At 60.3% G+C, this 23,304-nt stretch carries 18 protein-coding genes and 1 riboswitch; of the genes, 7 read left to right on the plus strand and 11 right to left on the minus strand.

The features are described from left to right. Window positions 1-187: 187 nt before the first annotated feature. Both murI and btuB read right to left on the minus strand, forming a co-directional pair. Window positions 188-1,051, minus strand: coding sequence for a glutamate racemase (gene murI / locus IT763_RS22495; protein WP_025921004.1), 864 nt, complete (start codon window positions 1,049-1,051; stop codon window positions 188-190). Then, window positions 996-2,867: a TonB-dependent vitamin B12 receptor BtuB gene (gene btuB / locus IT763_RS22500; RefSeq protein WP_016929730.1), complete on the minus strand. Its 1,872-nt coding sequence runs from the start codon at window positions 2,865-2,867 to the stop codon at window positions 996-998. Before btuB ends, murI begins: the two co-directional genes overlap by 56 nt. A gap of 68 nt (window positions 2,868-2,935) precedes the next feature. Further along, a riboswitch (cobalamin riboswitch) is annotated at window positions 2,936-3,149 on the minus strand. Between the two features lie 122 nt (window positions 3,150-3,271). Between btuB and trmA the strand changes: the two genes are divergently transcribed. Beyond that, a complete protein-coding gene (gene trmA / locus IT763_RS22505; RefSeq protein ID WP_079450591.1) occupies window positions 3,272-4,375 on the plus strand; it encodes a tRNA (uridine(54)-C5)-methyltransferase TrmA in 1,104 nt (367 codons plus the stop codon). A gap of 33 nt (window positions 4,376-4,408) precedes the next feature. On the opposite strand, the gene IT763_RS22510 is transcribed toward trmA, so the two are convergent. Together IT763_RS22510 and fabR are read right to left on the minus strand one after the other, a co-directional pair. Continuing rightward, complete coding sequence (locus tag IT763_RS22510) at window positions 4,409-4,780, minus strand: YijD family membrane protein (RefSeq protein ID WP_016929728.1); 372 nt, start codon at window positions 4,778-4,780, stop codon at window positions 4,409-4,411. Between the two features lie 15 nt (window positions 4,781-4,795). Next, a complete protein-coding gene (gene fabR / locus IT763_RS22515; protein WP_004931044.1) occupies window positions 4,796-5,428 on the minus strand; it encodes an HTH-type transcriptional repressor FabR in 633 nt (210 codons plus the stop codon). Between the two features lie 218 nt (window positions 5,429-5,646). On the opposite strand from fabR, the gene sthA reads away from it, so the two are divergent. Further along, window positions 5,647-7,044: a Si-specific NAD(P)(+) transhydrogenase gene (gene sthA, locus IT763_RS22520; RefSeq protein WP_004931047.1), complete on the plus strand. Its 1,398-nt coding sequence runs from the start codon at window positions 5,647-5,649 to the stop codon at window positions 7,042-7,044. Here sthA and oxyR read toward each other — a convergent pair. Then, the gene (gene oxyR / locus IT763_RS22525) at window positions 7,027-7,944 is read right to left on the minus strand and encodes a DNA-binding transcriptional regulator OxyR (RefSeq protein ID WP_015379402.1); all 918 of its coding nucleotides are present in this window, start codon (window positions 7,942-7,944) and stop codon (window positions 7,027-7,029) included. The genes sthA and oxyR overlap by 18 nt on opposite strands. A gap of 151 nt (window positions 7,945-8,095) precedes the next feature. Here oxyR and IT763_RS22530 point away from each other — a divergent pair, with 151 nt between their 5' ends. From IT763_RS22530 to IT763_RS22540, 3 genes are all read left to right on the plus strand, one after another. After that, window positions 8,096-8,827 carry a glutathione peroxidase gene (locus IT763_RS22530; RefSeq protein WP_015379403.1) on the plus strand — a complete coding sequence of 244 codons (732 nt, stop codon included), beginning with the start codon at window positions 8,096-8,098 and terminating at the stop codon, window positions 8,825-8,827. Window positions 8,828-8,899: 72 nt separating this feature from the next. Next, on the plus strand, window positions 8,900-10,348 hold the full coding sequence (locus IT763_RS22535) for a dihydrolipoyl dehydrogenase (RefSeq protein ID WP_206195029.1): 1,449 nt from the start codon (window positions 8,900-8,902) through the stop codon (window positions 10,346-10,348). Between the two features lie 181 nt (window positions 10,349-10,529). Next, entirely contained in the window at window positions 10,530-10,856 is a 327-nt protein-coding gene (locus IT763_RS22540) for a type II toxin-antitoxin system HicB family antitoxin (protein WP_033652204.1), read from the plus strand. Between the two features lie 36 nt (window positions 10,857-10,892). Here the strand turns inward: IT763_RS22540 and argH are convergent, their stop codons facing one another. From argH to argC, 4 genes are all read right to left on the minus strand, one after another. Next, complete coding sequence (gene argH / locus IT763_RS22545) at window positions 10,893-12,266, minus strand: argininosuccinate lyase (protein WP_016929724.1); 1,374 nt, start codon at window positions 12,264-12,266, stop codon at window positions 10,893-10,895. Window positions 12,267-12,334: 68 nt separating this feature from the next. After that, window positions 12,335-13,555: an argininosuccinate synthase gene (locus tag IT763_RS22550; RefSeq protein ID WP_004931061.1), complete on the minus strand. Its 1,221-nt coding sequence runs from the start codon at window positions 13,553-13,555 to the stop codon at window positions 12,335-12,337. 25 nt (window positions 13,556-13,580) lie between these two features. Next, window positions 13,581-14,354 (minus strand): acetylglutamate kinase, encoded by a 774-nt coding sequence (argB, locus tag IT763_RS22555; protein ID WP_016929723.1) that lies wholly within the window; start codon window positions 14,352-14,354, stop codon window positions 13,581-13,583. 20 nt (window positions 14,355-14,374) lie between these two features. Beyond that, complete coding sequence (gene argC, locus IT763_RS22560; protein ID WP_015379409.1) at window positions 14,375-15,379, minus strand: N-acetyl-gamma-glutamyl-phosphate reductase; 1,005 nt, start codon at window positions 15,377-15,379, stop codon at window positions 14,375-14,377. Window positions 15,380-15,595: 216 nt separating this feature from the next. Here argC and argE point away from each other — a divergent pair, with 216 nt between their 5' ends. Further along, window positions 15,596-16,741, plus strand: a complete 1,146-nt coding sequence (argE, locus tag IT763_RS22565; RefSeq protein WP_015379410.1) for an acetylornithine deacetylase — start codon at window positions 15,596-15,598, stop codon at window positions 16,739-16,741. 258 nt (window positions 16,742-16,999) lie between these two features. Then, a complete protein-coding gene (ppc, locus tag IT763_RS22570) occupies window positions 17,000-19,636 on the plus strand; it encodes a phosphoenolpyruvate carboxylase (protein ID WP_206195030.1) in 2,637 nt (878 codons plus the stop codon). Between the two features lie 105 nt (window positions 19,637-19,741). Here the strand turns inward: ppc and metF are convergent, their stop codons facing one another. Beyond that, complete coding sequence (metF, locus tag IT763_RS22575; protein WP_004931071.1) at window positions 19,742-20,638, minus strand: methylenetetrahydrofolate reductase; 897 nt, start codon at window positions 20,636-20,638, stop codon at window positions 19,742-19,744. A gap of 228 nt (window positions 20,639-20,866) precedes the next feature. Beyond that, window positions 20,867-23,302 carry a bifunctional aspartate kinase/homoserine dehydrogenase II gene (locus tag IT763_RS22580; protein WP_206195031.1) on the minus strand — a complete coding sequence of 812 codons (2,436 nt, stop codon included), beginning with the start codon at window positions 23,300-23,302 and terminating at the stop codon, window positions 20,867-20,869. Window positions 23,303-23,304 lie beyond the last annotated feature (2 nt).

Below are 23,304 nucleotides of genomic sequence, written 5' to 3' on the forward strand. Positions count from 1 at the left end.
GCGGGCTGCGTATACTACGCTTTTCGCCCGGAGAGTCAAGCGTTTATTTCGCTTTCTTCTCGCTGACCCGGCGGCTTGTCAGTCGTTGTTCCCGGTCAGTGGAGGCGCATTATAGGGAGTTCTCGGCAGGCCGCAACCCCTATTTTCAATATTTTTTCCAACCGTTGAATGTTTGACCAAAACACCGTTAAAGCGGCAGTTTTTTCAACGATTTAAAGCCATAGCCCTGCAAAACGGGCAATAAAGCGTCAGTATCTTCATTTAACGCCATGCAATACGCCAGATTCTCTTCCTGGCTCGAGACCAGGTTTTCCTGCGTAGAGATGAGCCAAGCGGTGCGACGGGCAATCGCCGCGCCGGAATCCACCAGCCGAGTGCCTTCCGGCAACACCTGCATCAGCTCTTCAGCTAAAAGAGGGAAATGGGTGCAGCCCAGAACGACCGTATCCGGCGGCTCGCGCATGCTCAGCCACGGATGCAGGATCTTCTTCAGCACCGGCAGCGGTACGGCTTCGCCGTGGAGCTTGGCCTCCGCCAGCTCCACCAGCTCTGAAGAGCCCAGCAGTTCAATCTTGCAGTCGGTGGCGAAACGGGAAATCAGTTCGTGGGTGTAGCTGCGCTGTACGGTGCCGCGGGTCGCCAACAGGCCGACAATGCCGTTGACGGTAAGACGGGCCGCCGGTTTGATGGCGGGCACCACGCCCACGACAGGGAAACTGAAACGCTCGCGCAAGGCCGGCAAGGAAACGGTGCTGGCGGTGTTGCAGGCAATGACGACAATCGCCAGAGGATGACGCTGCTGCACCGCGCCGACAATCTCCAGCACGCGCTCAACGATAAACTCTTCGGACTTCTCGCCGTAGGGGAACGCCACGTTGTCGAACGCATATATATAGTGGAGATCCGGCAGCAACTGCCGAATCTCCTGATACACCGACAGCCCGCCGACGCCGGAATCGAAAACCAGCACCGTCGGGCGAGGTGTGGCGGTGCTGTTAGAAGGTATAGCTTCCAGTGAGGTAGTATTCTCTTCCTGGAGTAGCGTAGCCATAGGCCGTCTCATAATCTTTATCAAACAGGTTGGCAATTCTACCACGAACTGTCAGATGAGATGTGACCGGATACGAAACTGCGAGATCCCACAGGCTCACGCCGCCAAGTTTAACGCTTTGTTCCGGATAGGTACTGTAATCCTTGTCATAACGTTGACCCAGATATTGATAAGTCACCGCCCAGTCAAAGTCATACAGCTGCCAGTCCAGCTCATATTTCACCTGCTGCTTGGCGCGCCGCAGCAGCACTTCATTGGTCTTGGCGTTGCGAGGATCGACATAGTCATAACCAATCTGATGCGTCAACGGGCCGGTATCAAACGAGGCCGTAGCTTCAATCCCTTTGATGGTCGCCTTACCCACGTTGTAATAGACATAGTTGGTTTCCCCCGTGGAATCGATCAAATTGTCGATGTCGTTGCGATAACCGGAGATGCGCCAGGTCACCGGGCCGGTCAGCCCTTCAAAGCCACCTTCCCACTGCTTGCTTTCTTCCGGTTTCAGATCGGTGTTGTTACCGAAGTTGCCGTATAGCTGGCTCATATTCGGTGCTTTGAACGCCGTGCCATACGACGCGATAAAACGGTATCCCTCGACGAATTCCCAGGCCGCGCTGGTTTGCCAGGTGCCATGCCAGCCAAACTCGGAATGATCGTCACCTCGAACCGCGCCTTCCAGCGTTACCGGGCCAACCAGTTGCTGCGCGGTCAGATAGATGCCTGCATCACGTTGGCTTTTTTCACCCTTCACGGTGGTGGAATCCGGTTTGATTTTCTGTTGCTGCCAGTCGACGCCAGCGCTTACGGTACCCTGTCCAACCTGCAGCGTATTGCCCCACTGCAGGTTGTACTGTTCGGAATCCACCAGGCTGGCCGAGCTGTCATGCATGCCGAGGCGAGGATCGTAATCGTAATCCTTGCTATGGCTGTAGCTGCCAATCACTTGTGTTGCGTAAATGCCTTCTTTATAGCGCAATCCGGTATCCCAGGTTTGGCTATACAGTTTGCGCGTATCCAGCAGAGGGCTGGTCGGTGAGGAATAATAACTATCATACGCCGTGCGGTTGTCGTAACCATACCCGCGCACAAAACCGCTGACCGATTCGCTGAACTGGTGCTCAAGCGCACCATACAGCGACTTACTCATAAAGCCATCGCGATCCTGCTGGCTTTGCATGCCGGTGCTGCCGTAGGCCACCACGTCATACCCTTTGGTGTAGGTGTAGTCACCCGCCACCGTCGCCACGGTGCTGTCGCCCAACGGCTGTTGAGTCGACGCGTCATAGGATTGATAGCCGTTGGAGCCGACGCCGGCTGAGAGCGTAGTACCGTTCTTTTCACGCGTGGTAATGATGTTAACTACGCCGCCGATGGCGTCGGAACCGTATACCGCCGAACGAGGGCCGCGAATGTATTCGACTTTCTGCACCAGAGAAATCGGGATTTGGCTGAGATCGGAAGAGCCGCTGACGCCCGCCTGATTAAGGCGAATGCCGTCAATTAGCACCAGCACGTGGCTGGAGTTGGTGCCGCGAATAAACAGCGAGCTCTTTTGCCCCAACCCGCCGTTTTGGCCAACGTCCACGCCCGGCAAACGGCGCATCACGTCGGTCAGGCTCTTGGCCTGCCAGCGATCGATATCGTTACGGGTGACGACGGAGGTCGGCGCCAATACGGAAGAAACCGGCTGCGGGAAGCGGTTGGCGGTCACTACCAGGTTATCGCCATTCGTGGCTGTGGTGTTGTCTTGCGCCCATCCAGAAAAAGCCGTGACGGAGGAGACCACCGCCAGCAGCGTATTTTTTGTAATTGTCATGAGAAAAGCATCCAAACTTAATTGGCGGATGCCGCAGGATCATGGCCGGTAGTTCGCGACGGCCACGGACATTGCGACGTAACACCGGCAGGTCTTCGGGCTTGGGATTTGCGGGCCGCGGGGCGCGACCGGCAACGGGCGATGACTTCCCATCCTGCAATGGACAGTGTCTGCGTCGAAACGCTATCGCCGTGACTTCCCCTTACCGCTGCGCGTCAGCTCCGGATTCACACCGGATTCCCTTTTCACTCGCTGCTTGAGGCCGGACGGCAATGCTACGATCAATGCAAATAGATGTCTAGACTGCTATTAATGTTACAAATAATAAACGCGACAAAACTGGACTTCACGGGCTGATTCCCTACAATCCCCGCTGATCAAATTTGCCTGACGAGAAGACACACATGACGCCCGAGAATTTGCCTATTGAACGTTACGATGACCAACTGGCGGAGAAAGTCGCCCGCCTGAAGACGTTGATGTCACCGTTCGCGGCGCCCGAGCCGGAAGTGTTCCGCTCGCCAGTCGACCACTACCGCATGCGCGCCGAGTTCCGCATCTGGCACGACGCGGACGACATGTATCACATCATGTTCGATCAGCAGACCAAGCAGCGTATTCGCGTCGATCAATTCCCGGCCGCCAGCGAACTGATCAACCGCCTGATGAGCGCCCTGATCGCCGCGCTGAAACCGGAGCCGATCCTGCGCCACAAGCTGTTTCAGATCGATTATCTGTCGACGCAAAGCGGCAAAATCATCGCCTCGCTGCTGTACCACCGCAAGCTGGATGACGTTTGGCAGCAGCGCGCCGAGCAGCTGCGCGACGAGCTGCGCGCGCAGGGTTTTGACCTGCAGTTGATCGGCCGGGCGTCGAAGACCAAAATCATGCTCGACCAGGATTATGTTGACGAAGTGCTGACGGTCGCCGGCCGCGATATGATCTATCGCCAGGTGGAAAACAGCTTCACTCAACCCAACGCGGCCATGAACGTGCAGATGCTGGAATGGGCGCTGGCGGTCACCGCCGGTTCCAAAGGCGATTTGCTGGAACTGTATTGCGGCAACGGCAACTTCTCGCTGGCGTTGGCGCGCAATTTCGAGCGCGTGCTGGCGACCGAGATCGCCAAGCCGTCGGTGGCGGCGGCGCAGTACAACATCGCCGCCAACCATATCGACAACGTGCAGATCATCCGCATGGCGGCGGAAGACTTCACCCAGGCGATGAACGGAGTACGCGAATTCAACCGGTTGAAAGGCATCGATCTGAGCGGCTACAACTGCGAGACGATTTTCGTTGATCCGCCGCGCAGCGGGCTGGACGCGGAAACGGTGAAGATGGTGCAGGCTTACCCGCGCATTCTGTATATTTCATGCAATCCGGAAACGCTGTGCGCCAACCTGGAAACGCTGCAGGCCACGCACCGGGTCAGCCGTCTGGCGCTGTTCGACCAGTTCCCGTATACCCATCACATGGAATGCGGCGTGTTGCTGGAAAAACACCGCTGATACGACAGGGGCGCCATATGGCGCCCCGTTTCATTACGGCTCTTGAGTCGGCGCATCCAGCGTCTTGCGCGCCTTCAGCTTGACCCCAATCCACAGCACCAGCGCCACACACACTACCGACGGCAGGAAGTTGGAACCGATCTGCGGGTATTCGGCGCGCACGATGGCGCTGTACATCAGCAGCCCCAGCAGGAAGCAGGCCGCCGCCAGCTTCGGCATGCCGTCGGGCATGGCGCGGTTCAGGTAACGCTGATGCAGGCAGTACACCGCCAGCACCAACGCAATCAGCGGGAAGATCGAAAACGGCACCACCGAGCTGAACAGCGCGGCAAAGGAACCGTTGATCGAAAGGCCGGCAATCAACGCCAGCAGTAAGGTGCCATTTTCACGGCCTGGTTTTTCCATCATTGTTTACCTTTTTTATACGTGGGACACAGAAGCTTTTTCTTGTTCGCGACGATACCAGTAATACGCCCCTTTGGAGATCATACGCAATTGCAGCACCAGCCGCTCTTCCAACTGCTGCCGCTGCTCGACGTCGATATCCAGCGCTTCCGCGCCGGCGCTGAACACGATGGTGACCATCGCCTCCGCCTGCGCTTCGGTAAAGCTGCGCGGCATATGGTTTTCCAACTCGAGGTAGTCCGCCAGTTCGGCGATGAAATGCTGGATCTCGCGCGCCACCGCCGCACGGAATGCCGCCGACGTGCCGGAGCGCTCGCGCAGCAGCAGGCGGAAGGCGTTCGGGTTGTTGCCGATAAATTCCATAAAGGTGGACACCGAGGTGCGGATCACGCTGCCGCCCTTGGCGATGCGTTGGCGCGCCTGGCGCATCAACTGACGCAGCATCAGGCCGCTTTCATCCACCATGGTCAGCCCCAGCTCATCCACGTCGCGGAAATGGCGGTAAAACGACGTGGGCGCGATGCCCGCCTCGCGTGAAACTTCCCGCAGGCTCAGGCTGGCGAAACTGCGTTCGGCGCTCAGCTGGCTGAATGCGGCTTCGATCAGGGAACGACGAGTCCGTTCTTTTTGTTGTGCTCTGACGCCCATATGCATATCCGGATAGGTTCCATTCTCTCAGTCTAACGCCCTAGACTCGGCAATATAGCAAATTTTATTGCAACAGCATTTATACTAACGCGCTCTATCACACTTCCGCCCTGAGCCGATTGTGCTTTGACTCAAAAAGCCTAATGGTGATTGGGTGAGCAGCGCTATGATGTTAAGATACCGTTGTAATCTTGTATAAAAAAACAGGTCTCTCCTACATGCAACAGCACTATCAATTTGATGCCATTGTGATTGGCTCGGGCCCTGGTGGTGAAGGTGCCGCCATGGGGCTGGTGAAACAGGGCGCCCGCGTGGCCGTTATCGAACGGTACAACAACGTAGGCGGCGGATGTACCCACTGGGGCACCATCCCTTCCAAAGCCCTCCGCCACGCCGTCAGCCGCATTATCGAATTCAACCAGAACCCGCTTTACAACAACTCGCGCACGCTCAGCGCGACCTTCCCTGACATTTTACGCCACGCCGATAACGTCATCAGCCAGCAGACCCGCATGCGCCAAGGGTTTTATGAGCGGAACCAGTGCAAACTGTTCGCCGGCGACGCACGCTTCATCGACGCCAACACCGTCAGCGTCAGCTACATGGACGGCACCCAGGACACCATCCGCGCCGACCACATCGTGATCGCCTGCGGCTCGCGCCCTTACCATCCGGCCAGCGTCGATTTCAATCACCCGCGCATCTACGACAGCGACTCCATTCTCGAGCTGAGCCATGAACCGCGCCACGTGATCATTTACGGCGCCGGGGTGATCGGCTGTGAATATGCGTCTATCTTCCGCGGTCTGAACGTCAAGGTGGATCTGATCAACACCCGCGATCGCCTGCTGGCGTTCCTCGATCAAGAGATGTCGGATTCGCTCTCTTATCACTTCTGGAACAACGGCGTGGTGATCCGCCACAACGAAGAATTCGAGAAGATCGAAGGCACCGAAGACGGCGTGATCGTGCACCTGAAGTCCGGCAAGAAGGTGAAAGCGGACTGCCTGCTGTACGCCAACGGCCGTACCGGCAACACCGATTCGTTGGGGTTGGAGAACGTCGGTCTGGAGTCGGACAGCCGCGGGTTGCTGAAGGTGAACAGCATGTATCAAACCGCGCTGTCGCACATCTACGCGGTCGGTGACGTGATCGGCTATCCGAGCCTGGCTTCCGCCGCCTACGATCAGGGCCGCATCGCCGCCCAGGCGATCGCTTCCGGCGAAGCCAGCGGCCATCTAATCGAAGATATCCCGACCGGCATCTACACCATTCCGGAAATCAGCTCCGTCGGCAAAACCGAGCAGGAACTGACGGCGATGAAAGTGCCGTATGAAGTGGGCCGCGCCCAGTTCAAGCATCTGGCGCGCGCGCAGATCGCCGGGATGAACGTCGGCAGCCTGAAGATCCTGTTCCATCGCGACACCCTGCAGATCCTCGGGATCCACTGCTTCGGCGAGCGTGCGGCGGAGATCATCCACATCGGTCAGGCGATCATGGAACAGAAAGGTGAAGGCAATACTATCGAGTATTTCGTTAATACGACCTTCAACTATCCGACCATGGCCGAAGCCTACCGGGTGGCGGCGCTTAACGGCTTAAACCGCCTGTTTTAACGCGCTGTCGATGTAGCCCTGCATGTGCTCGCGGATCGCTTCGGCCAACTGCTCATAACGGCTGCGCAGTGGGGAACCGGGGCGATATACCAACGCGATGGTGCGCTTCGGTTCCGGCTTGTAGCAATCCAGATAGCACACGCCGTCGCGTTCGCGCTGCGGCGGCACCGCCAGTGACGGCAGCAGGGTAATGCCGCTGCCGGCAGCGACCATATTGCGCAACGTTTCCAGACTGGTGGCGCGGAAGTGAGTATCTTCGTCCGCGCCCGCCTGGAAGCAGAAGCCCATCGCCTGATCGCGCAGGCAGTGGCCATCTTCCAGCATCAGCAGCTTCTCTCCCGCCAAATCCGGCATCGCCACGCGCTCGCGCTGCGCCCACGGGTGATCGGAATACACCGCCAGCTTCATCGGTTCATCGAACAGAGGCACTTCGATAAACGCCTCGGTTTCCTTCACCAACGCCAGAATGGCGCAGTCCAGTTTGCCGCTGTCGAGTTGCGCCAGCAGTTGGTGGGTTTGCGCTTCGTGCAGGTACATTTCCAGTTTCGGGAAGGTTTTGTGCAGTGTCGGTATGATCTGCGGCAGCAGATAAGGCCCCACGGTCGGGATCAGGCCGATGTGCAGCGGCCCGGACATGGCTTCGCCCTGCTGGCTGGCCATCTCCTTCAACACTTTCACTTCGCGCAGCACGGTACGCGCCTGCTCCACCAGCAACAGACCCGCCTGGGTGAACAGCACCTTGCGGCTGGTGCGCTCGAGCAGCATGACGCCCAACTCGTCTTCCAGCTTGCGGATCTGCCCGCTCAGCGTGGGTTGGCTTACATGGCATGAATCGGCCGCGCGGCGGAAGTGCCGGTGCTCGGCCAAGGCGACCAGATACTCTAAATCACGAATATTCATTGTTTCCCTCCATTCCATGATAGCTCATGGCGATAGATAAGATAGCAATGAGCGATTAGATCTATCAAGCCCCAGCGACAATAATGTGTCCCAACGAAGCGATATCGCGCTAAATGCTAAAAATTACTTTTCCTAATTAAGGGGTTAATCAATGTTTACCAGTCAAGAAGGCAAGAAAGTTCCTCAGGTTACTTTCCACACCCGTCAGGGCGACCAATGGATTGATGTGACCACTGATGACCTGTTCAAAAACAAAACCGTCATTGTTTTCTCGCTGCCGGGCGCGTTCACGCCGACCTGTTCTTCGAGCCACCTGCCGCGCTACAACGAACTGTCCAGCGTATTCAAGCAGCACGGCGTCGACAGCATTCTTTGCGTCTCCGTGAACGACACCTTCGTCATGAACGCCTGGAAAGCTGACCAACATGCGGAAAACATCACCTTCGTACCGGACGGCAACGGTGAATTCACCAAAGGCATGAACATGCTGGTCGAGAAAGCGGATCTGGGCTTTGGCCCTCGCTCATGGCGCTACTCGATGCTGGTACGCAACGGCGTGGTCGAGAAAATGTTTGTCGAGCCGAACAAGCCGGGCGACCCGTTTGAAGTGTCCGACGCCGACACCATGCTGAAATACCTGGCGCCGGAATTCAAAGTGCAGGAATCGGTCTCTCTGTTCACCAAACCGGGCTGCCCATTCTGCGCCAAAGCCAAGCAGATGCTGCAAGAGCGTGGCATTCAGTATGAAGAGATCGTGCTGGGCAAAGACGCCACCACCGTCAGCCTGCGCGCCGTCAGCGGCCGCGCCACGGTGCCGCAAGTATTCATCGGCGGTCGTCACATCGGCGGCAGCGACGATCTGGAAACCTTCCTGTCAGCTTAATAAGTAATAACAAAGCCAACGTGAACTTTGGCGGGCTACGGCCCGCCCTTTTTTTACCTTTCAGGAGCGGATATGAAACTGTTGAACGTTGATGTCGCGGTCATCGGCGGCGGCACCGCAGGGCTCGGCGCCTACCGCGCGGCCAAACTGTCTACCCCCAGCGTGGTGATGATTGAAGGCGGGCCTTATGGCACCACCTGTTCGCGCGTTGGCTGCATGCCATCCAAATTATTGATCGCCGCCGCCGAAGCGGTGCATCAAATCGAACGTGCACCGGGCTTTGGCGTGCACCCAACCGGCAAAACGCGCATTGATGGGCGCGAGGTGATGGCGCGCGTCAAACGCGAACGCGACCGTTTCGTCGGCTTCGTGCTGGAAGGCGTGGACGAGATCCCGGCCGCCGACAAAATTCAGGGCTATGCCCGCTTTATCGACGACAACACGCTGCAGGTCGATGACCATACGCGCATCGTGGCGCAGCGTATCGTGATCGCCACTGGTTCCCGCCCCAGCTGGCCGGCGCCGTGGAACGAACTGGGCGATCGCCTGATCGTCAACGACGACGTGTTCAACTGGGATGACTTGCCGCAATCCGTAGCGGTATTCGGCCCCGGCGTCATCGGGCTGGAGCTGGGGCAAGCGCTGCACCGCCTCGGCGTCGACACCAAGGTATTCGGCATCGGCGGCGCCGTCGGGCCGCTGACCGACAGCGCCGTACGCGATTACGCCGCCAAAGCGCTGGGGGAAGAGTTCTACCTCGACGCCGACGTGAAGGTAGAGATGATGCAGCGCGAAGGCGACCGCGTATTTATCCGCTATCAGGATCTGCAGGGCCAACCGCAGGAGATCCTGGTGGACTACGTGCTGGCCGCCACCGGCCGCCGCCCCAACGTCGATCGGTTAGGCCTCGAAAATACCGGCTTGCAGCTCGACGCCCGAGGCGTGCCGCTGGCCGACCGCCTGACGATGCAAACCAGCGTGCCGCATATTTTCATTGCCGGCGACGCCAGCAACCAACTACCGCTGCTGCACGAGGCCAGCGATCAGGCGCGCATCGCCGGCGCCAACGCCGGCAGCTTCCCGGAGATCAATCCGGGTCTGCGCCGCAGCGCGATTTCGGTGGTGTTCTCCGATCCGCAGATCGCCATGGTCGGCTCAACCTTCCGCGAGCTGAGCGAGAAGTTCAGCGCCTGCGGCTGCTTTGAAGTGGGCAACGTCTCGTTTGAGAATCAGGGCCGCTCGCGGGTGATGCTGCGCAACAAAGGCATTCTGCACGTCTACGGCGAGCAAGGCACCGGCCGTTTCCTCGGCGCGGAAATGATCGGCCCGGACGCCGAACACATCGCGCACCTGCTGGCCTGGGCGCACCAGCAGCAGATGACCGTCGATCAGATGCTGGACATGCCGTTCTATCATCCGGTGATCGAAGAAGGCTTGCGCACCGCGCTGCGCGATCTGCAGGCGAAGCTCAAACTCGGCGCGACCGAAATCGAGCGCTGCCAGCGCTGCCCGGGCGAGTAACCTCTTATTCTCCGTTCATCCCCACCGGGCCTTCAGGCCCGGTTTTTTGCGCAGCACTTTCCAGATTTTCCTCCCTCCTCTTGCCTCACGGCCCTCCTGCGCTCATTTTTTATGCTTCGATATTGAAGTGATATCAATAATGACACTAAATTGGAGGGCGAAGCCAGAATGGAGGAAGAACATGGAAAAGCATGAACACTATACCTATCGCATCACCTGGTCAGCGCAAGACCGTGAATATGTCGGGCTGTGCGCCGAATTCCCCTCGTTGTCCTGGCTGGCCGCCACGCGTACCGGCGCATTGGAGGGTATCGAGAAAGTGGTGAGCGAAACGATCGCCGACATGCTGGCGCAAGGCGAAACGCCGCCGCAGGCGTTGGCGGAGAAAAATTTCAGCGGCAAACTGGTGCTGCGCATGACGCCGGAACAGCATCGCCGGCTGGCGATCGGCGCGATGGAAGAAGGCGTGAGCCTGAACCGTTATCTCTGCGCACGCCTGGCGGGGTAAAGGTTCAAGGGCGGCGCAGAGCCGCCCTTGTCGTCGTCAAGCCAAACGCTGTTTCGCTGCGGCGATCGCCGCCGCGACCTGCTGCGGCGCGACGCCGCCTTTGGCCGCACGCTTGTCCAGGCAGGATTGCAACGCCAGGATCGGATAGACGTCGTCGCCGATCGTCGCGCTGAACTGCTGCAAATCCGCCAGCGGCAGCGCTTCCAGCGGTTTGCCTTGGCGAATCGCTTCTACCACCGCCTCACCGACGATATGGTGCGCTTCGCGGAACGGCACGCCTTTGGCGACCAGGTAGTCCGCCAGCTCGGTGGCATTCGCATAACCCTGCTCCGCCGCTTCCCGGCAGCGCGGGCGCTTCACCTGAATGCCGTCCAGCACCAGCGCCGCCATCTGCAGGCAGTCCATCCAGGTGTCGAGCGCGTCGAACAGCCCTTCTTTGTCTTCCTGCATGTCTTTGTTGTACGCCAGCGGCAGGCCTTTCAGCGTCATCATCATGCCGGTCAGCGCGCCCTGTACGCGGCCGCACTTGCCGCGGATCAGCTCCAGCGCGTCCGGGTTTTTCTTCTGCGGCATCAGCGAAGAGCCGGAGGTCACGCGGTCAGACAGCTCGACAAACGCCGCCTCGCCGCTGTTGAAGAAGATCAGATCTTCGGCGAAGCGCGACAGGTGAACCATGCTGATGGCGGCGTTGGACAGCAGCTCCAGCACGTGATCGCGATCGGAGACGCTGTCCAGGCTGTTGCGGGTCGCCGAGGCGAAGCCCAGCCAGCCGGCCAGCTGCTCGCGATCGATAGGATAAGCGGTGCCGGCCAGCGCGCCGCTGCCCAGCGGGCTGACGTCCAGCCGTTTCAGGGTATCCTGCAGACGGCTCTCATCGCGCGCCAGCATCTCGACATAGGCCAGGCACCAGTGCGCGAAAGTCACCGGCTGCGCGCGTTGCAGGTGGGTATACCCCGGCATCACCGCATCCTGATTGGCTTCGGCGGTCTCCACCAGCGCCTGCTGCAGTTGGACGATCGCCTGATGCAGATCGCCGATCTGCTGTTTGCACCACAGCTTCAGATCGGTCGCGACCTGATCGTTGCGGCTGCGGCCGGTGTGCAGCTTCTTGCCCAAGTCGCCGACCTTCTCGATCAGCTTCTGCTCTACCCAGCTGTGGATGTCTTCCGCATCGCTTTGGACGATCGCCAAAGGATCGGCCTGGACTTCCTTCAGTAGCGCATTCAGCGCCTGCTCCAGCTGCTGTTGCTCCGCTGCGGTCAACACGTTAACGGTCACCAGCGCCTTCGACCAGGCCACCGAGCCCACGATATCCTGCTCCGCCAGGCGATAATCGAACCGCAGCGAATCATTGAGTTGTTTGAACCGCTGATCCGCCGCCTGAGTGAACCGTCCGCCCCAAAGTGCCATATCTTACTCCTGAATTTTTATGCGAAAGGGCGCAGCATGCTGCGCCCTTGCAGAGTCACGCCAATCGATTATTTATTCTTTTTCTCGTTCAACGCGCGAATGCGTGAAGACAGAGAGAACAGACGGATAAAGCCGCCCGCGTGGCTGTGATCGTAAACTTCGTCTTCGCCGAAGGTGGCGAACTCTTCGGAGTACAGGCTGTTGGCGGATTTTTTCTGGGTCGCCGTCACCTGGCCTTTGTACAGCTGCAGCACCACTTCACCGTTCACCTCTTCAGCCAATGCTTCGGCAGAGGCCTGCAGCGAACGGCGCAGCGGCGCGAACCAACGGCCGTCGTACACCACATAGGACATCTCCAGGCCCAGCTGCTCGCGCCATTTGAAGCTGTCGCGATCCAGCACCAGCTGCTCGATGGCGCGCAGCGCCGCCACCATGATGGTGCCCCCCGGGGTCTCATAGCAGCCGCGGGATTTGATGCCCACCAGACGGTTTTCCACGATGTCGATCCGGCCGACGCCGTGCTTGGCGCCCAGCGCGTTCAGGGTTTCCAGGCACTGGTACGGCGACAGCGCTTTACCGTTAACCGCCACGACGCGGCCTTTCTCGACGGTAACGGTCACCTGCTCAGGCTGGTCCGGCGCTTCCTGCGGATCGACGGTCCATACCCAGCAATCCTTATTTGGCGCGTTCCACGGGCTTTCCAGCACGCCGCCTTCGGTGGAGATGTGCCAGGCGTTCTCATCGCGGCTGTAGATTTTCTCCAGCGATGCGGTGGTCGGGATATTGCGCTCTTTCAGGTAATCCAGCAGCGCTTCACGGGAACGCAGGTTCCACTCACGCCACGGCGCCACCACTTTCAACTGCGGCGCCAGCGCGGTGTAGGTGGTTTCGAAACGCACCTGATCGTTGCCTTTACCGGTTGCGCCGTGGCACAGCGCGTCGGCGCCCACTTTCAACGCCAGCTCGACCTGCGCCTTGGCGATGATCGGCCGCGCCATCGAGGTGCCCAGCAGGTAGCTGCCCTCGTACAGGGCGCCGGTCTGCAGCACCGGATAAACGTAATCGCGGATAAATTCTTCACGCAGATCGACCACGTGGCATTCAGAGGCACCGGACTGCAGGGCTTTTTGCTCCACGCCTTCCAGATCGCTGCGCTCCTGGCCGATGTCCGCCACGAACGCCACCACTTCACAGCCGCCGTAGTTCTCTTTCAGCCATGGAATGATGGCCGAGGTATCCAGGCCGCCGGAGTACGCCAGAACGATTTTTTTGATGCCTTGGTTTTGCATGATCTATTCCTTTCTAATTCTAAAATTAAGCGAGGATCCGGGTGCCAATCGACACGCCGTTAAACAAAGCAGGAAGCTGATCGGCATGGCGCCAGCTGGCGATATCCACCGGGCGGCCGAGGGTGCGGGCGGCGTCGAGCGCCGCATTCACCTTCACCACCATACCATCGGTGATGATGCCTTGCGCGATCAGTTGTTCCGCTTTTTGTGCCGTCATTTCCGCAATGCGTTGCCCCTTGCCGTCGAGGATGCCGCTGACGTCCGACAGCAGGATCAGATCCGCCCCCAGCGTCGCAGCCAGCGCCGTCGCCGCCTGATCGGCGTTCACGTTCATTAACTGCCCTTCGGCGGTGATGCCGATGGAGCTGATAACCGGCAGGTAGCCGGCGCCCAGCAGGGTATTGAGCAGCGCGGGCGAGCCGGGCTGCGCGTTGCCGACGTGGCCCAATGCCGGATCGAGCGGGGTCACGACCGCGCTGCCGCCGTCCGCCAGGCTCAGGCCGACGGCGTTGATTTGGTGTTTAATCGCCCACGCCAGCAGCGTTTTGTTGGCGGTGCCGGCCAGCGCGCCGGTGATGATGTCGATCTGATCGGCCGGCGTGACCCGCAGGCCGTTCTTTTTCACCACCGGCAAAGCGAGCTGCTTCATCAGTTCGTCCACCACGCAGCCGCCGCCGTGGACGATCACCAACGGGCGCTGGTGCTGCTGCCGATAGCTGTCCAACGCGGTAAACAGACGCTCCAGCGCTTCTTCACTGTCTAATAACACGCCACCTAACTTGATAATTAACGGGTTCATTGCTGTTTACTCACGCTGGTTTAAAGGAGTGATTGGGTTTCCGGGAAGCCGAAACGGATATTCAGGCATTGCACCGCCTGCGCCGCCGCGCCTTTCAGCAGGTTGTCTTCCGCCGCCACGGCGATCAGATGCTCGCCCTGCACCGCAAAGCCGATGTCGCAGAACGGCAGCCCCACCACCGCTTTCAGCGCCGGCACGCCCTGGTCGTACAACCGCACCAGCGGCTTGTCGTCATACGCGGCGTGATAGGCGGCGGCCACGTCCTGCGCGGTCACGCCGGCTTTCAGGCGGCAGGTGATGGTTTCAAGGATGCCGCGCGGGAAGTTGCCCAGATGCGGCGTAAAGATAACCGGCACGCCCAGGTGCGCGGCGATCTCCGGCTGGTGCCGGTGAGTGAAAATGCCGTACGGCTGCAGGCTCACTTCGCAGAAACTGGTGGTCATGCTGGCCTTGCGCCCGGCGCCGCTGACGCCGCTGGTGGCGTTGATCACCGGCCACTGATCCAGATTCAGCAACTGTTTTTCGATTAACGGTTTCAGCGCCAGCTGCGCCGCCGTCGGGTAACAGCCCGGCACGGCGATCAGCTGCGCCTGTTTGATCTTGTCGCTCTGCCACTCCGCCAGGCCGTAAACCGCCTGCTCCAGCAGGGCGCCATGCTGATGTTCGAAACCGTAATACTGGCTATAGAAACCGGCATCCTGCACGCGGAAGGCGCCGGACAGATCGAACACCACGCAGCCTGCCGCCAGGAAGGCCGGTGCGATATCGTGGCTGACTTCATGAGCGGTGGCGAGGAACACCACGTCGATGCCCTGCGCCGCCTTGGCGACGTCGGTCAACGGCTGCAGCGGCAGATCGACGATGCCTTTCAACTGGGGATGGAGATCGGAAAGCAACTTTCCTGCATCTGCACTTTGCGCTGAAACCGCTAAAGCGGTTATGTTCATGTGTGGGTGGCGATTCAGGTAAGCCGTGAGCTCCGCTCCGGCGTAACCGCTGGCACCAACGATCAGCGTATTCAACATGTGGCCTTTCACCTTCTAAACTGACGTGCGGTCGCTTGCGACCCAGGTAACAGGGCTAGCCAGCGTTGTTGCGCCGTTCACCCACGGAGCCAGGCGTTGATGCTTTTATAAACATCCGGGTATCGGGTTCCCTTACGCTTCGGCTTACTGTATTTTTATTCAAAATAAATGCATGAATATTGATACTATCCTAACCAAAGGCTGTCAACAGTGAAGATGAAATTACCTCCATTTATTGAGCTGTACCGGGCGTTGATCGCCACTCCGTCGATCAGCGCCACCGATGCCGGCCTCGATCAGAGCAATGAGGCGTTAATCAACTTGCTGGCCGGATGGTTTGCCGACCTGGGCTTTCGCGTCGACGTACAGCCGGTGCCGGAATCGCGCCACAAATTCAACCTGCTGGCCAGCATCGGCGAAGGCAGCGGCGGCCTGCTGCTGGCCGGCCACACCGATACGGTGCCTTACGACGAAGGCCGCTGGACGCGCGATCCCTTCACCCTGACCGAGCACGACAACAAGCTCTACGGGCTGGGCACCGCCGACATGAAAGGCTTCTTCGCCTTTATTCTGGACGCGGTGCGCGACATCGACGCGAGCAAACTGACCAAGCCGCTGTACATTCTGGCGACCGCAGATGAAGAAACGACGATGGCCGGCGCACGTTATTTCGCCGCCTCCACCGCCATTCGGCCGGATTTCGCCATCATCGGCGAACCGACCTCGCTGCAGCCGGTGCGCGCGCACAAGGGCCACATGGCCAACGCCATTCGCATCGTCGGCCAGTCCGGCCACTCCAGCGATCCGGCGCGCGGCGTCAACGCCATCGATCTGATGCACGAATCCATCGGCCGCCTGATGGAGCTGCGCAAAACCCTGCAGGAGCGCTACAACAACCCGGCGTTCGCCGTGCCTTATCCCACCATGAACTTCGGCCATATCAGCGGCGGCGACGCGGCCAACCGCATCTGCGCCTGCTGCGAGCTGCACCTGGACATCCGCCCGCTGCCCGGCATGACGCTCGACAACATTAACGAACTGATGCATCAGGCGCTGGAGCCGGTGAGCCAACGCTGGCCGGGCCGCCTGACCATCGAAGAGCTGCATGCGTCGGTGCCGGGCTACGAGTGCCCGACCGACCACCGCATGGTGGCGGTGATCGAGGAGCTGCTGGGCACCCGCACGCAGGTGGTCAACTACTGCACCGAAGCGCCGTTCGTGCAGCAGGTCTGCCCGACCCTGGTGCTCGGCCCCGGTTCCATCGATCAGGCCCACCAGCCGGACGAGTACATCGACACCGCGTTTATCGAACCGACGCGCAAACTGCTGGGCCAACTGGTCAATCACTTTTGCCGGCAATAAACCCGACATTTAGCAGGGGAAATGCTTTATGCTTTCCCCTAACTCAAAATAAGTAGAAAACGGCGAAATAAGCCGTGCTGATAACCGACGCGGCGTAATTAAATTTCAGAAAATGCGCCGATTTTGATGTTTTTTTGCTAAAAATAGTGTCAATTGACGATTGGACAGGAACGCGATGTGATCAGGCAGGCGGTCTGCGCCTGACGCGTGAAATTTATTTACAAGATAAAAATCATACAGAACTGGGTCAGGGGTTATATGAACGAACAATATTCGGCAATGCGCAGTAATGTCAGTATGCTCGGCAAATTGCTCGGCGATACCATCAAAGAAGCGCTGGGTGAGCATATTCTCGATCGCGTTGAGACCATCCGTAAGCTTTCCAAATCCTCACGCGCCGGCAACGAAGCGCATCGCCAGGAGCTGCTCTCCACCCTGCAGAACTTGTCCAACGACGAGCTGCTGCCGGTGGCGCGCGCCTTCAGCCAGTTCCTCAACCTGACCAACGTCGCCGAGCAGTACCACAGCATTTCGCCCAACGGCGAGGCCGCCAGCAACCCGGAAGCGCTGGCTCAACTGTTCAGCCGTCTCAAAGACAAAAAGCTCAGCGACAAAGAGCTGCAGCACGCGGTATCGCAACTCTCCATCGAGCTGGTGCTGACGGCGCACCCGACGGAGATCACCCGCCGCACCCTGATCCACAAGCTGGTGGAGGTCAACACCTGCCTCAGCCAGCTCGATCACAACGATCTGGCCGACTACGAGCGCAACAAGATCATGCGCCGCCTGCGTCAGCTGGTGGCCCAGTCGTGGCACACCGATGAAATTCGCAAACACCGCCCTTCCCCGATCGACGAAGCCAAATGGGGCTTTGCGGTGGTGGAAAACAGCCGGTGGGAAGGCGTGCCGGCGTTCCTGCGCGAATTCAACGAACAGCTGGAAAACTCCATCGATTACAGCCTGCCGGTGGAAGCGGTGCCGGTGCGCTTTACCTCCTGGATGGGCGGCGATCGCGACGGCAACCCGAACGTGACCGCCGAAATTACCCGCCATGTGCTGCTGCTCAGCCGCTGGAAAGCCTGCGACCTGTTCACCCGCGATATCCAGGTGCTGGTCTCTGAGCTGTCGATGACCGAATGCACCCCGGAGCTGCGCGCCCGCGCCGGCGGCGATGAGGTGCAGGAGCCGTACCGCGAAATCATGAAGCAGCTGCGCAGCCAGCTGATGAGTTCCCAGGCTTATCTTGAAGGCCGCCTGAAGGGCGAGCGCGTGCTGAAACCGCACGACCTGCTGGTGAACAACGAGCAGCTGTGGGAGCCGCTGTATGCCTGCTACCAGTCGCTGCAGGCCTGCGGCATGGGCATCATCGCCAACGGTCAACTGCTGGATACCCTGCGCCGCGTGCGCTGCTTCGGCGTGCCGCTGGTGCGCATCGACGTGCGTCAGGAGAGCACCCGCCATACCGAAGCCATCGCCGAGCTGACCCGCTATCTGGGGCTGGGCGACTATGAAAGCTGGTCGGAAGCCGATAAACAGGCGTTCCTGATCCGCGAGCTGAACTCCAAACGCCCGCTGGTGCCGCTGAAATGGCAACCGAGCGCCGACACGCAGGAAGTGCTGGAAACCTGCCGGGTGATCGCCGAAGCGCCGCAGGGCTCGATCGCCGCCTATGTGATTTCGATGGCGCGCACGCCTTCCGACGTGCTGGCGGTGCACCTGCTGCTGAAAGAGGCCGGCTGCCCGTTCGCGCTGCCGGTCGCCCCGCTGTTCGAAACCCTCGACGACCTGAACAACGCCGACGACGTGATGACCCAGTTGCTGAACATCGACTGGTATCGCGGCTTCATCCAGGGCAAACAGATGGTGATGATCGGCTATTCCGACTCGGCGAAAGACGCCGGCGTGATGGCCGCTTCCTGGGCGCAGTACCGCGCGCAGGACGCGCTGATCAAAACCGGTGAAAAGGCCGGCGTGGCGCTGACGCTGTTCCACGGCCGCGGCGGTTCCATCGGCCGCGGCGGCGCTCCGGCGCATGCGGCGCTGCTGTCGCAGCCGCCGGGCAGCCTGAAGGGCGGCCTGCGCGTCACCGAACAGGGCGAGATGATCCGCTTCAAGTTCGGCCTGCCGGAAGTCACCATCAGCAGCCTGGCGCTGTATGCCGGCGCGATCCTCGAGGCCAACCTGCTGCCGCCGCCGGAACCGAAGAAAGAATGGCGGGCGCTGATGGACGACCTGTCCGAGACCTCCTGCCGGATGTATCGCGGCTACGTGCGTGAAAACCCGGACTTCGTGCCTTACTTCCGCGCGGCCACGCCGGAGCTGGAGCTGGGCAAACTGCCGCTGGGCTCACGCCCGGCCAAGCGCAAGCCGAACGGCGGCGTGGAGAGCCTGCGCGCCATTCCGTGGATTTTCGCCTGGACGCAGAACCGCCTGATGCTGCCGGCCTGGCTCGGCGCCGGCGCCGGATTGCAGGAAGCGGTGAAAGCCGGCAAACAGGCGGAGCTGGAGGCGATGTGCCGCGACTGGCCATTCTTCTCCACCCGTATCGCCATGCTGGAAATGGTGTTCGCCAAGGCCGACCTGTGGCTGGCGGAATACTACGATCAGCGCCTGGTGGATAAATCGCTGTGGCCGCTGGGCCAACAGCTGCGCGATCAGCTGGAAAGCGACATCAAGGTGGTGCTGACCATCGCCAACGATGCGCACCTGATGGAAGACCTGCCGTGGATCGCCGAATCCATCGCACTGCGCAACGTTTATACCGACCCGTTGAACGTCTTGCAGGCCGAATTGCTGCACCGTTCGCGCCAGCAGGAGCAGCCGGACGCCCGCGTAGAGCAGGCTCTGATGGTCACCATCGCCGGCGTCGCCGCCGGGATGCGCAACACTGGCTAGTGCGCCTCATCGCGGCCCCGTTTATCGGGGCCGTTTTTTTATGCCTTCCCCCACAAAAAAAGGGCGCCGCGGTAAAGCGGCGCCCTTTTAAATGGAACAGACCCGTCAGGCGGCGGCCACCGGACGCACGCCCAGCGTGTGGCAGATGGCGTAGCTCATCTCGGCGCGGTTCAGCGTATAGAAGTGGAAATCTTTCACCCCTTCGCGGCTGAGGATCTTCACCATGTCCATGGCGATGTTGGCGCCGACCATTTTGCGGGTCTCCGCATCGTCGTCCAGCCCTTCGAACATGCTGGTCATCCAGCTTGGTACCCGCACATTGGTCATGGTGGCGAAGCGCTGCAGCTGCTTGAAGTTGGACACCGGCAGAATGCCCGGCACGATTTCCACGTCGATACCGGCGGCGACGCAACGGTCGCGAAAGCGCAGGTAGCTCTCAACGTCGAAGAAGAACTGGGTGATGGCGCGACTGGCGCCGGCGTCGATCTTGCGTTTCAGGTTAATCAAATCGGCCTGGGCGCTCTTCGCCTCCGGGTGCACTTCCGGGTAGGCGGCGACGGAAATGTCGAAGTCGCCCACGTCTTTCAACAGCGCCACCAGATCGGTCGCGTACATGTCCGGCTTGCCGCCGCCCGGCGGCAGATCGCCGCGCAGCGCCACGATATGGCGGATGCCGCTGTTCCAGTAGTCGGTCGCGATGTCGCGCAACTGCGCCGGGCTGGCGTCGATGCAGGTCAGGTGCGGCGCAGCCTCCAGGCCGGTGCGCTCCTTGATCCCCTTGATGATGCTGTGGGTGCGATCGCGCTCGCCGGAGTTGGCGCCGTAGGTGACGGAAACGAATTTAGGTTTGAGGATGCTCAGACGATCGATCGACTGCCACAGGGTCTCTTCCATCTCGCTGGTGCGTGGCGGGAAGAACTCGAATGATACGTTAATCTGGCCGTTCAACTCCGCCAGACTCTGATTCAGCGCTTCCCGCTGGTTTGCGTGGAAAAAACTCATACCCTGCTCACCTCTTCTCGATCACTGTTTTTATTTCATCTTGATGAGCGTCTATACGTTTAGACGTCTAGATAGAAAATGCCGCATGTTGGCTAAAGAGTCAACAGGAAAATGAGGGGAATAAGATGATTAATCCTCACCCGCTCAAAGAGGAAATTTCATGACAGCGGCAGGGATAAGTATGGCAGGAAAAGCAAAGGGGCGCGGTGAACCCGCGCCCGCAGAGGATTAAAGCAGCTGCGCCAATCGGTTAAGGTCTGACTGGATCGCGCCGGCGGTCACATCGCGGCCGGCGCCCGGCCCGCGGATCACCAGCGGATTATCGCGATACCAGCGGCTCTCGATGGCGAACACGTTGTCGCACGGCAGCAGCGAGGCCAGAGGATGCTCAGGGCGCACTGCCTCCACGCCGACCCGCGCCTTGCCGTTGGCGTCGAAACGCGCCACGTGACGCAGCACCAGGCCCATTTCGCTGGCGGCCTCAAAGCGCTGTTGCATCTGCTGATTCAGCGCCTCGCCGTTCTCGAAGAACTGATCGACGGAGCCCAGCTCGCAGCCCGCCGGCACCAGTGACTCGACCCGCACCTGGTTCGGTTCGATGTCGTAGCCCGCCTCACGCGCCAGGATCACCAGCTTGCGCATCACGTCCTGGCCGGAGAGATCGACCCGCGGATCCGGTTCGGTGAGCCCCTGCTGCCAGGCCTGATCCACCAGCTCGGTAAACGGCACCGTGCCGTCATACTGCAAGAACAGCCAGGAGAGCGTGCCGGAGAAGATGCCGCTGATCGCCAGAATGCTGTCGCCGCTGTCGCGCAGATCGCGCACCGTGTGGTTGACCGGCAGGCCGGCGCCGACGGTGGCGTTATACAGCCAGTGGCGGCCGGTTTTGGCGAAGGCGTCGCGAATTTGGCGATAGCTGTCGCTGCACGAGGCCCCCGCCAACTTGTTGGCGCTGATCACGTGGAAACCGTGGCTGGCGAAATCCAGATACTGCCCGGCCAGCTCTTCGCTGGCGGTCACGTCAAGCACCACCAGATCGTCGAACGGGTGCGCACGCATCCACAGGAACAGCGATTCTTCATCCAGCTCCTGCGCTTCGTCCTCAAAGAATGCCAGCGCGCGGCTGGCGTCCAGCCCGTCATAGTTCAGCAGGCTGCGGCGGCTGTCCACCACCCCCGCCAGGATAAATTCGAAGCCGCTGCGCGCGGAGATATTGGTCTGCTCACGGGCGAACAGCTCCAGCCAGCGGGAGCCGATATTGCCCTTGCCGAACAGCACCAGACCGATGCGCTTCTCGGCGCGGAACAGGCTTTGGTGCAGCCCCTGGATCAGCAGCGCGGTCGGCCCCTGGCGCAATACCGCCACCAGGCTGATGCCATCTTCCGCCTGCCAGATGAACTCGACCGGCTGATCTTTCAACTGCTGATAGAAACGGTGGCTGTGCAGCGGGTTCTTGCACACCCCGGCGCCGACCATCGCCACCAGCGCCAACCCTTCACGCAGGCGCAGCTCGCCTGGCAGCGCCGCGGCCTGCAGCGTCGCCAGCGCGCTGTTGACCACCTCGGAGGTGTAACACAGCTGCACCCGATTGCGGTCAGGGTGGATGCCCACCGCCAGCGGTTTGATCTGCGCGCGCTTGAGCACCAGATCCAACTCTTTCTGCGCCAGTTTGAAGTCATGTTGAGCGGCGACGTGCAGTTCAATCAGGCACACATCGTCGTGGCTGGTGACAATCTTGGCGCCGGTGCCGGAAGCCAATACGCGCTCGATGCGCGTCGAGCCCTGCTCCGGCTGATAGCTGCAGCGCAGCTGAAGATCGATATCGCTGCCGGAGACCGGCTGCAGGGTACGGGTGTGCAATACCGGCGCCGCCAGGCGCGCCAGCTCGCTGGCTTCGTCCAGACGCAGCAGCGGCAGCAAGCAGGCGTCTTTCACCTTGCGCGGATCGGCGCTGTATACCCCGGCCACGTCGCTCCAGATGGTGACGCGAGCAGCGCCGGCCAACGCGCCGACCTGAGTGGCGGAGTAGTCGCTGCCGTTACGCCCCAACAGCACGGTTTCCCCGGCGTCATTGCGCGAAATGAACCCGGTCACCACCAGGCGTTTGCCCGGATGTTGAGCCAACAATTGCTGCAGCAATGGGTAAGAACGGCCTTCATCCACCTGCGGCTGCGCGGCGCGCTCGGCGCGCAGGAAATCACGCGCGTCCAGCCAGGCCGCCTGCATATCCAGATGGTTGAGCACCGCCGCCATCAGGCGCGCCGACCAGATCTCGCCGTGCCCGACCACTTCGGCATAGCACACGTCGTCGACGTTGCCGTCCAGCAGCGCCGCCAGACGTTCCAGATCCTGAATGAACTCGGCGATCAGCGGCTCGGCGCTTTCCGGCGGCAACAGGCCGCTGATAAGATCGCTGTGATAGCGACGCAACGTCTGCTGCACCTGGTGCGCAGACAGGCGATCGCTCTGGCTGAGCTTCAGCCAGTTGATCAACTGGTTGGTGGTACTGCCGGCGGCCGATACCACCATCATGTCGCCCGGCTGGCTGTATTCCGCCATAATCCCGGCCACACGCAGATAACACTTCACATCCGCCAGACTGCTGCCGCCAAACTTGTGCAGTTGACGCCCGCTCACCGGCCCTGCTACAGCAATTGCATTCATGC

This window comes from Serratia sp. CMO1, assembly GCF_015689115.1.
Taxonomy (GTDB): domain Bacteria; phylum Pseudomonadota; class Gammaproteobacteria; order Enterobacterales; family Enterobacteriaceae; genus Serratia; species Serratia marcescens.

Bases quoted from the DNA above. Each gene is read 5' to 3' on its own strand.
- murI (WP_025921004.1), bottom strand. From the start codon at position 1,051: ATGGCTACGCTACTCCAGGAAGAGAATACTACCTCACTGGAAGCTATA.
- btuB (WP_016929730.1), bottom strand. From the start codon at position 2,867: ATGACAATTACAAAAAATACGCTGCTGGCGGTGGTCTCCTCCGTCACG.
- trmA (WP_079450591.1), top strand. From the start codon at position 3,272: ATGACGCCCGAGAATTTGCCTATTGAACGTTACGATGACCAACTGGCG.
- IT763_RS22510 (WP_016929728.1), bottom strand. From the start codon at position 4,780: ATGGAAAAACCAGGCCGTGAAAATGGCACCTTACTGCTGGCGTTGATT.
- fabR (WP_004931044.1), bottom strand. From the start codon at position 5,428: ATGGGCGTCAGAGCACAACAAAAAGAACGGACTCGTCGTTCCCTGATC.
- sthA (WP_004931047.1), top strand. From the start codon at position 5,647: ATGCAACAGCACTATCAATTTGATGCCATTGTGATTGGCTCGGGCCCT.
- oxyR (WP_015379402.1), bottom strand. From the start codon at position 7,944: ATGAATATTCGTGATTTAGAGTATCTGGTCGCCTTGGCCGAGCACCGG.
- IT763_RS22530 (WP_015379403.1), top strand. From the start codon at position 8,096: ATGTTTACCAGTCAAGAAGGCAAGAAAGTTCCTCAGGTTACTTTCCAC.
- IT763_RS22535 (WP_206195029.1), top strand. From the start codon at position 8,900: ATGAAACTGTTGAACGTTGATGTCGCGGTCATCGGCGGCGGCACCGCA.
- IT763_RS22540 (WP_033652204.1), top strand. From the start codon at position 10,530: ATGGAAAAGCATGAACACTATACCTATCGCATCACCTGGTCAGCGCAA.
- argH (WP_016929724.1), bottom strand. From the start codon at position 12,266: ATGGCACTTTGGGGCGGACGGTTCACTCAGGCGGCGGATCAGCGGTTC.
- IT763_RS22550 (WP_004931061.1), bottom strand. From the start codon at position 13,555: ATGCAAAACCAAGGCATCAAAAAAATCGTTCTGGCGTACTCCGGCGGC.
- argB (WP_016929723.1), bottom strand. From the start codon at position 14,354: ATGAACCCGTTAATTATCAAGTTAGGTGGCGTGTTATTAGACAGTGAA.
- argC (WP_015379409.1), bottom strand. From the start codon at position 15,379: ATGTTGAATACGCTGATCGTTGGTGCCAGCGGTTACGCCGGAGCGGAG.
- argE (WP_015379410.1), top strand. From the start codon at position 15,596: ATGAAATTACCTCCATTTATTGAGCTGTACCGGGCGTTGATCGCCACT.
- ppc (WP_206195030.1), top strand. From the start codon at position 17,000: ATGAACGAACAATATTCGGCAATGCGCAGTAATGTCAGTATGCTCGGC.
- metF (WP_004931071.1), bottom strand. From the start codon at position 20,638: ATGAGTTTTTTCCACGCAAACCAGCGGGAAGCGCTGAATCAGAGTCTG.
- IT763_RS22580 (WP_206195031.1), bottom strand. From the start codon at position 23,302: ATGAATGCAATTGCTGTAGCAGGGCCGGTGAGCGGGCGTCAACTGCAC.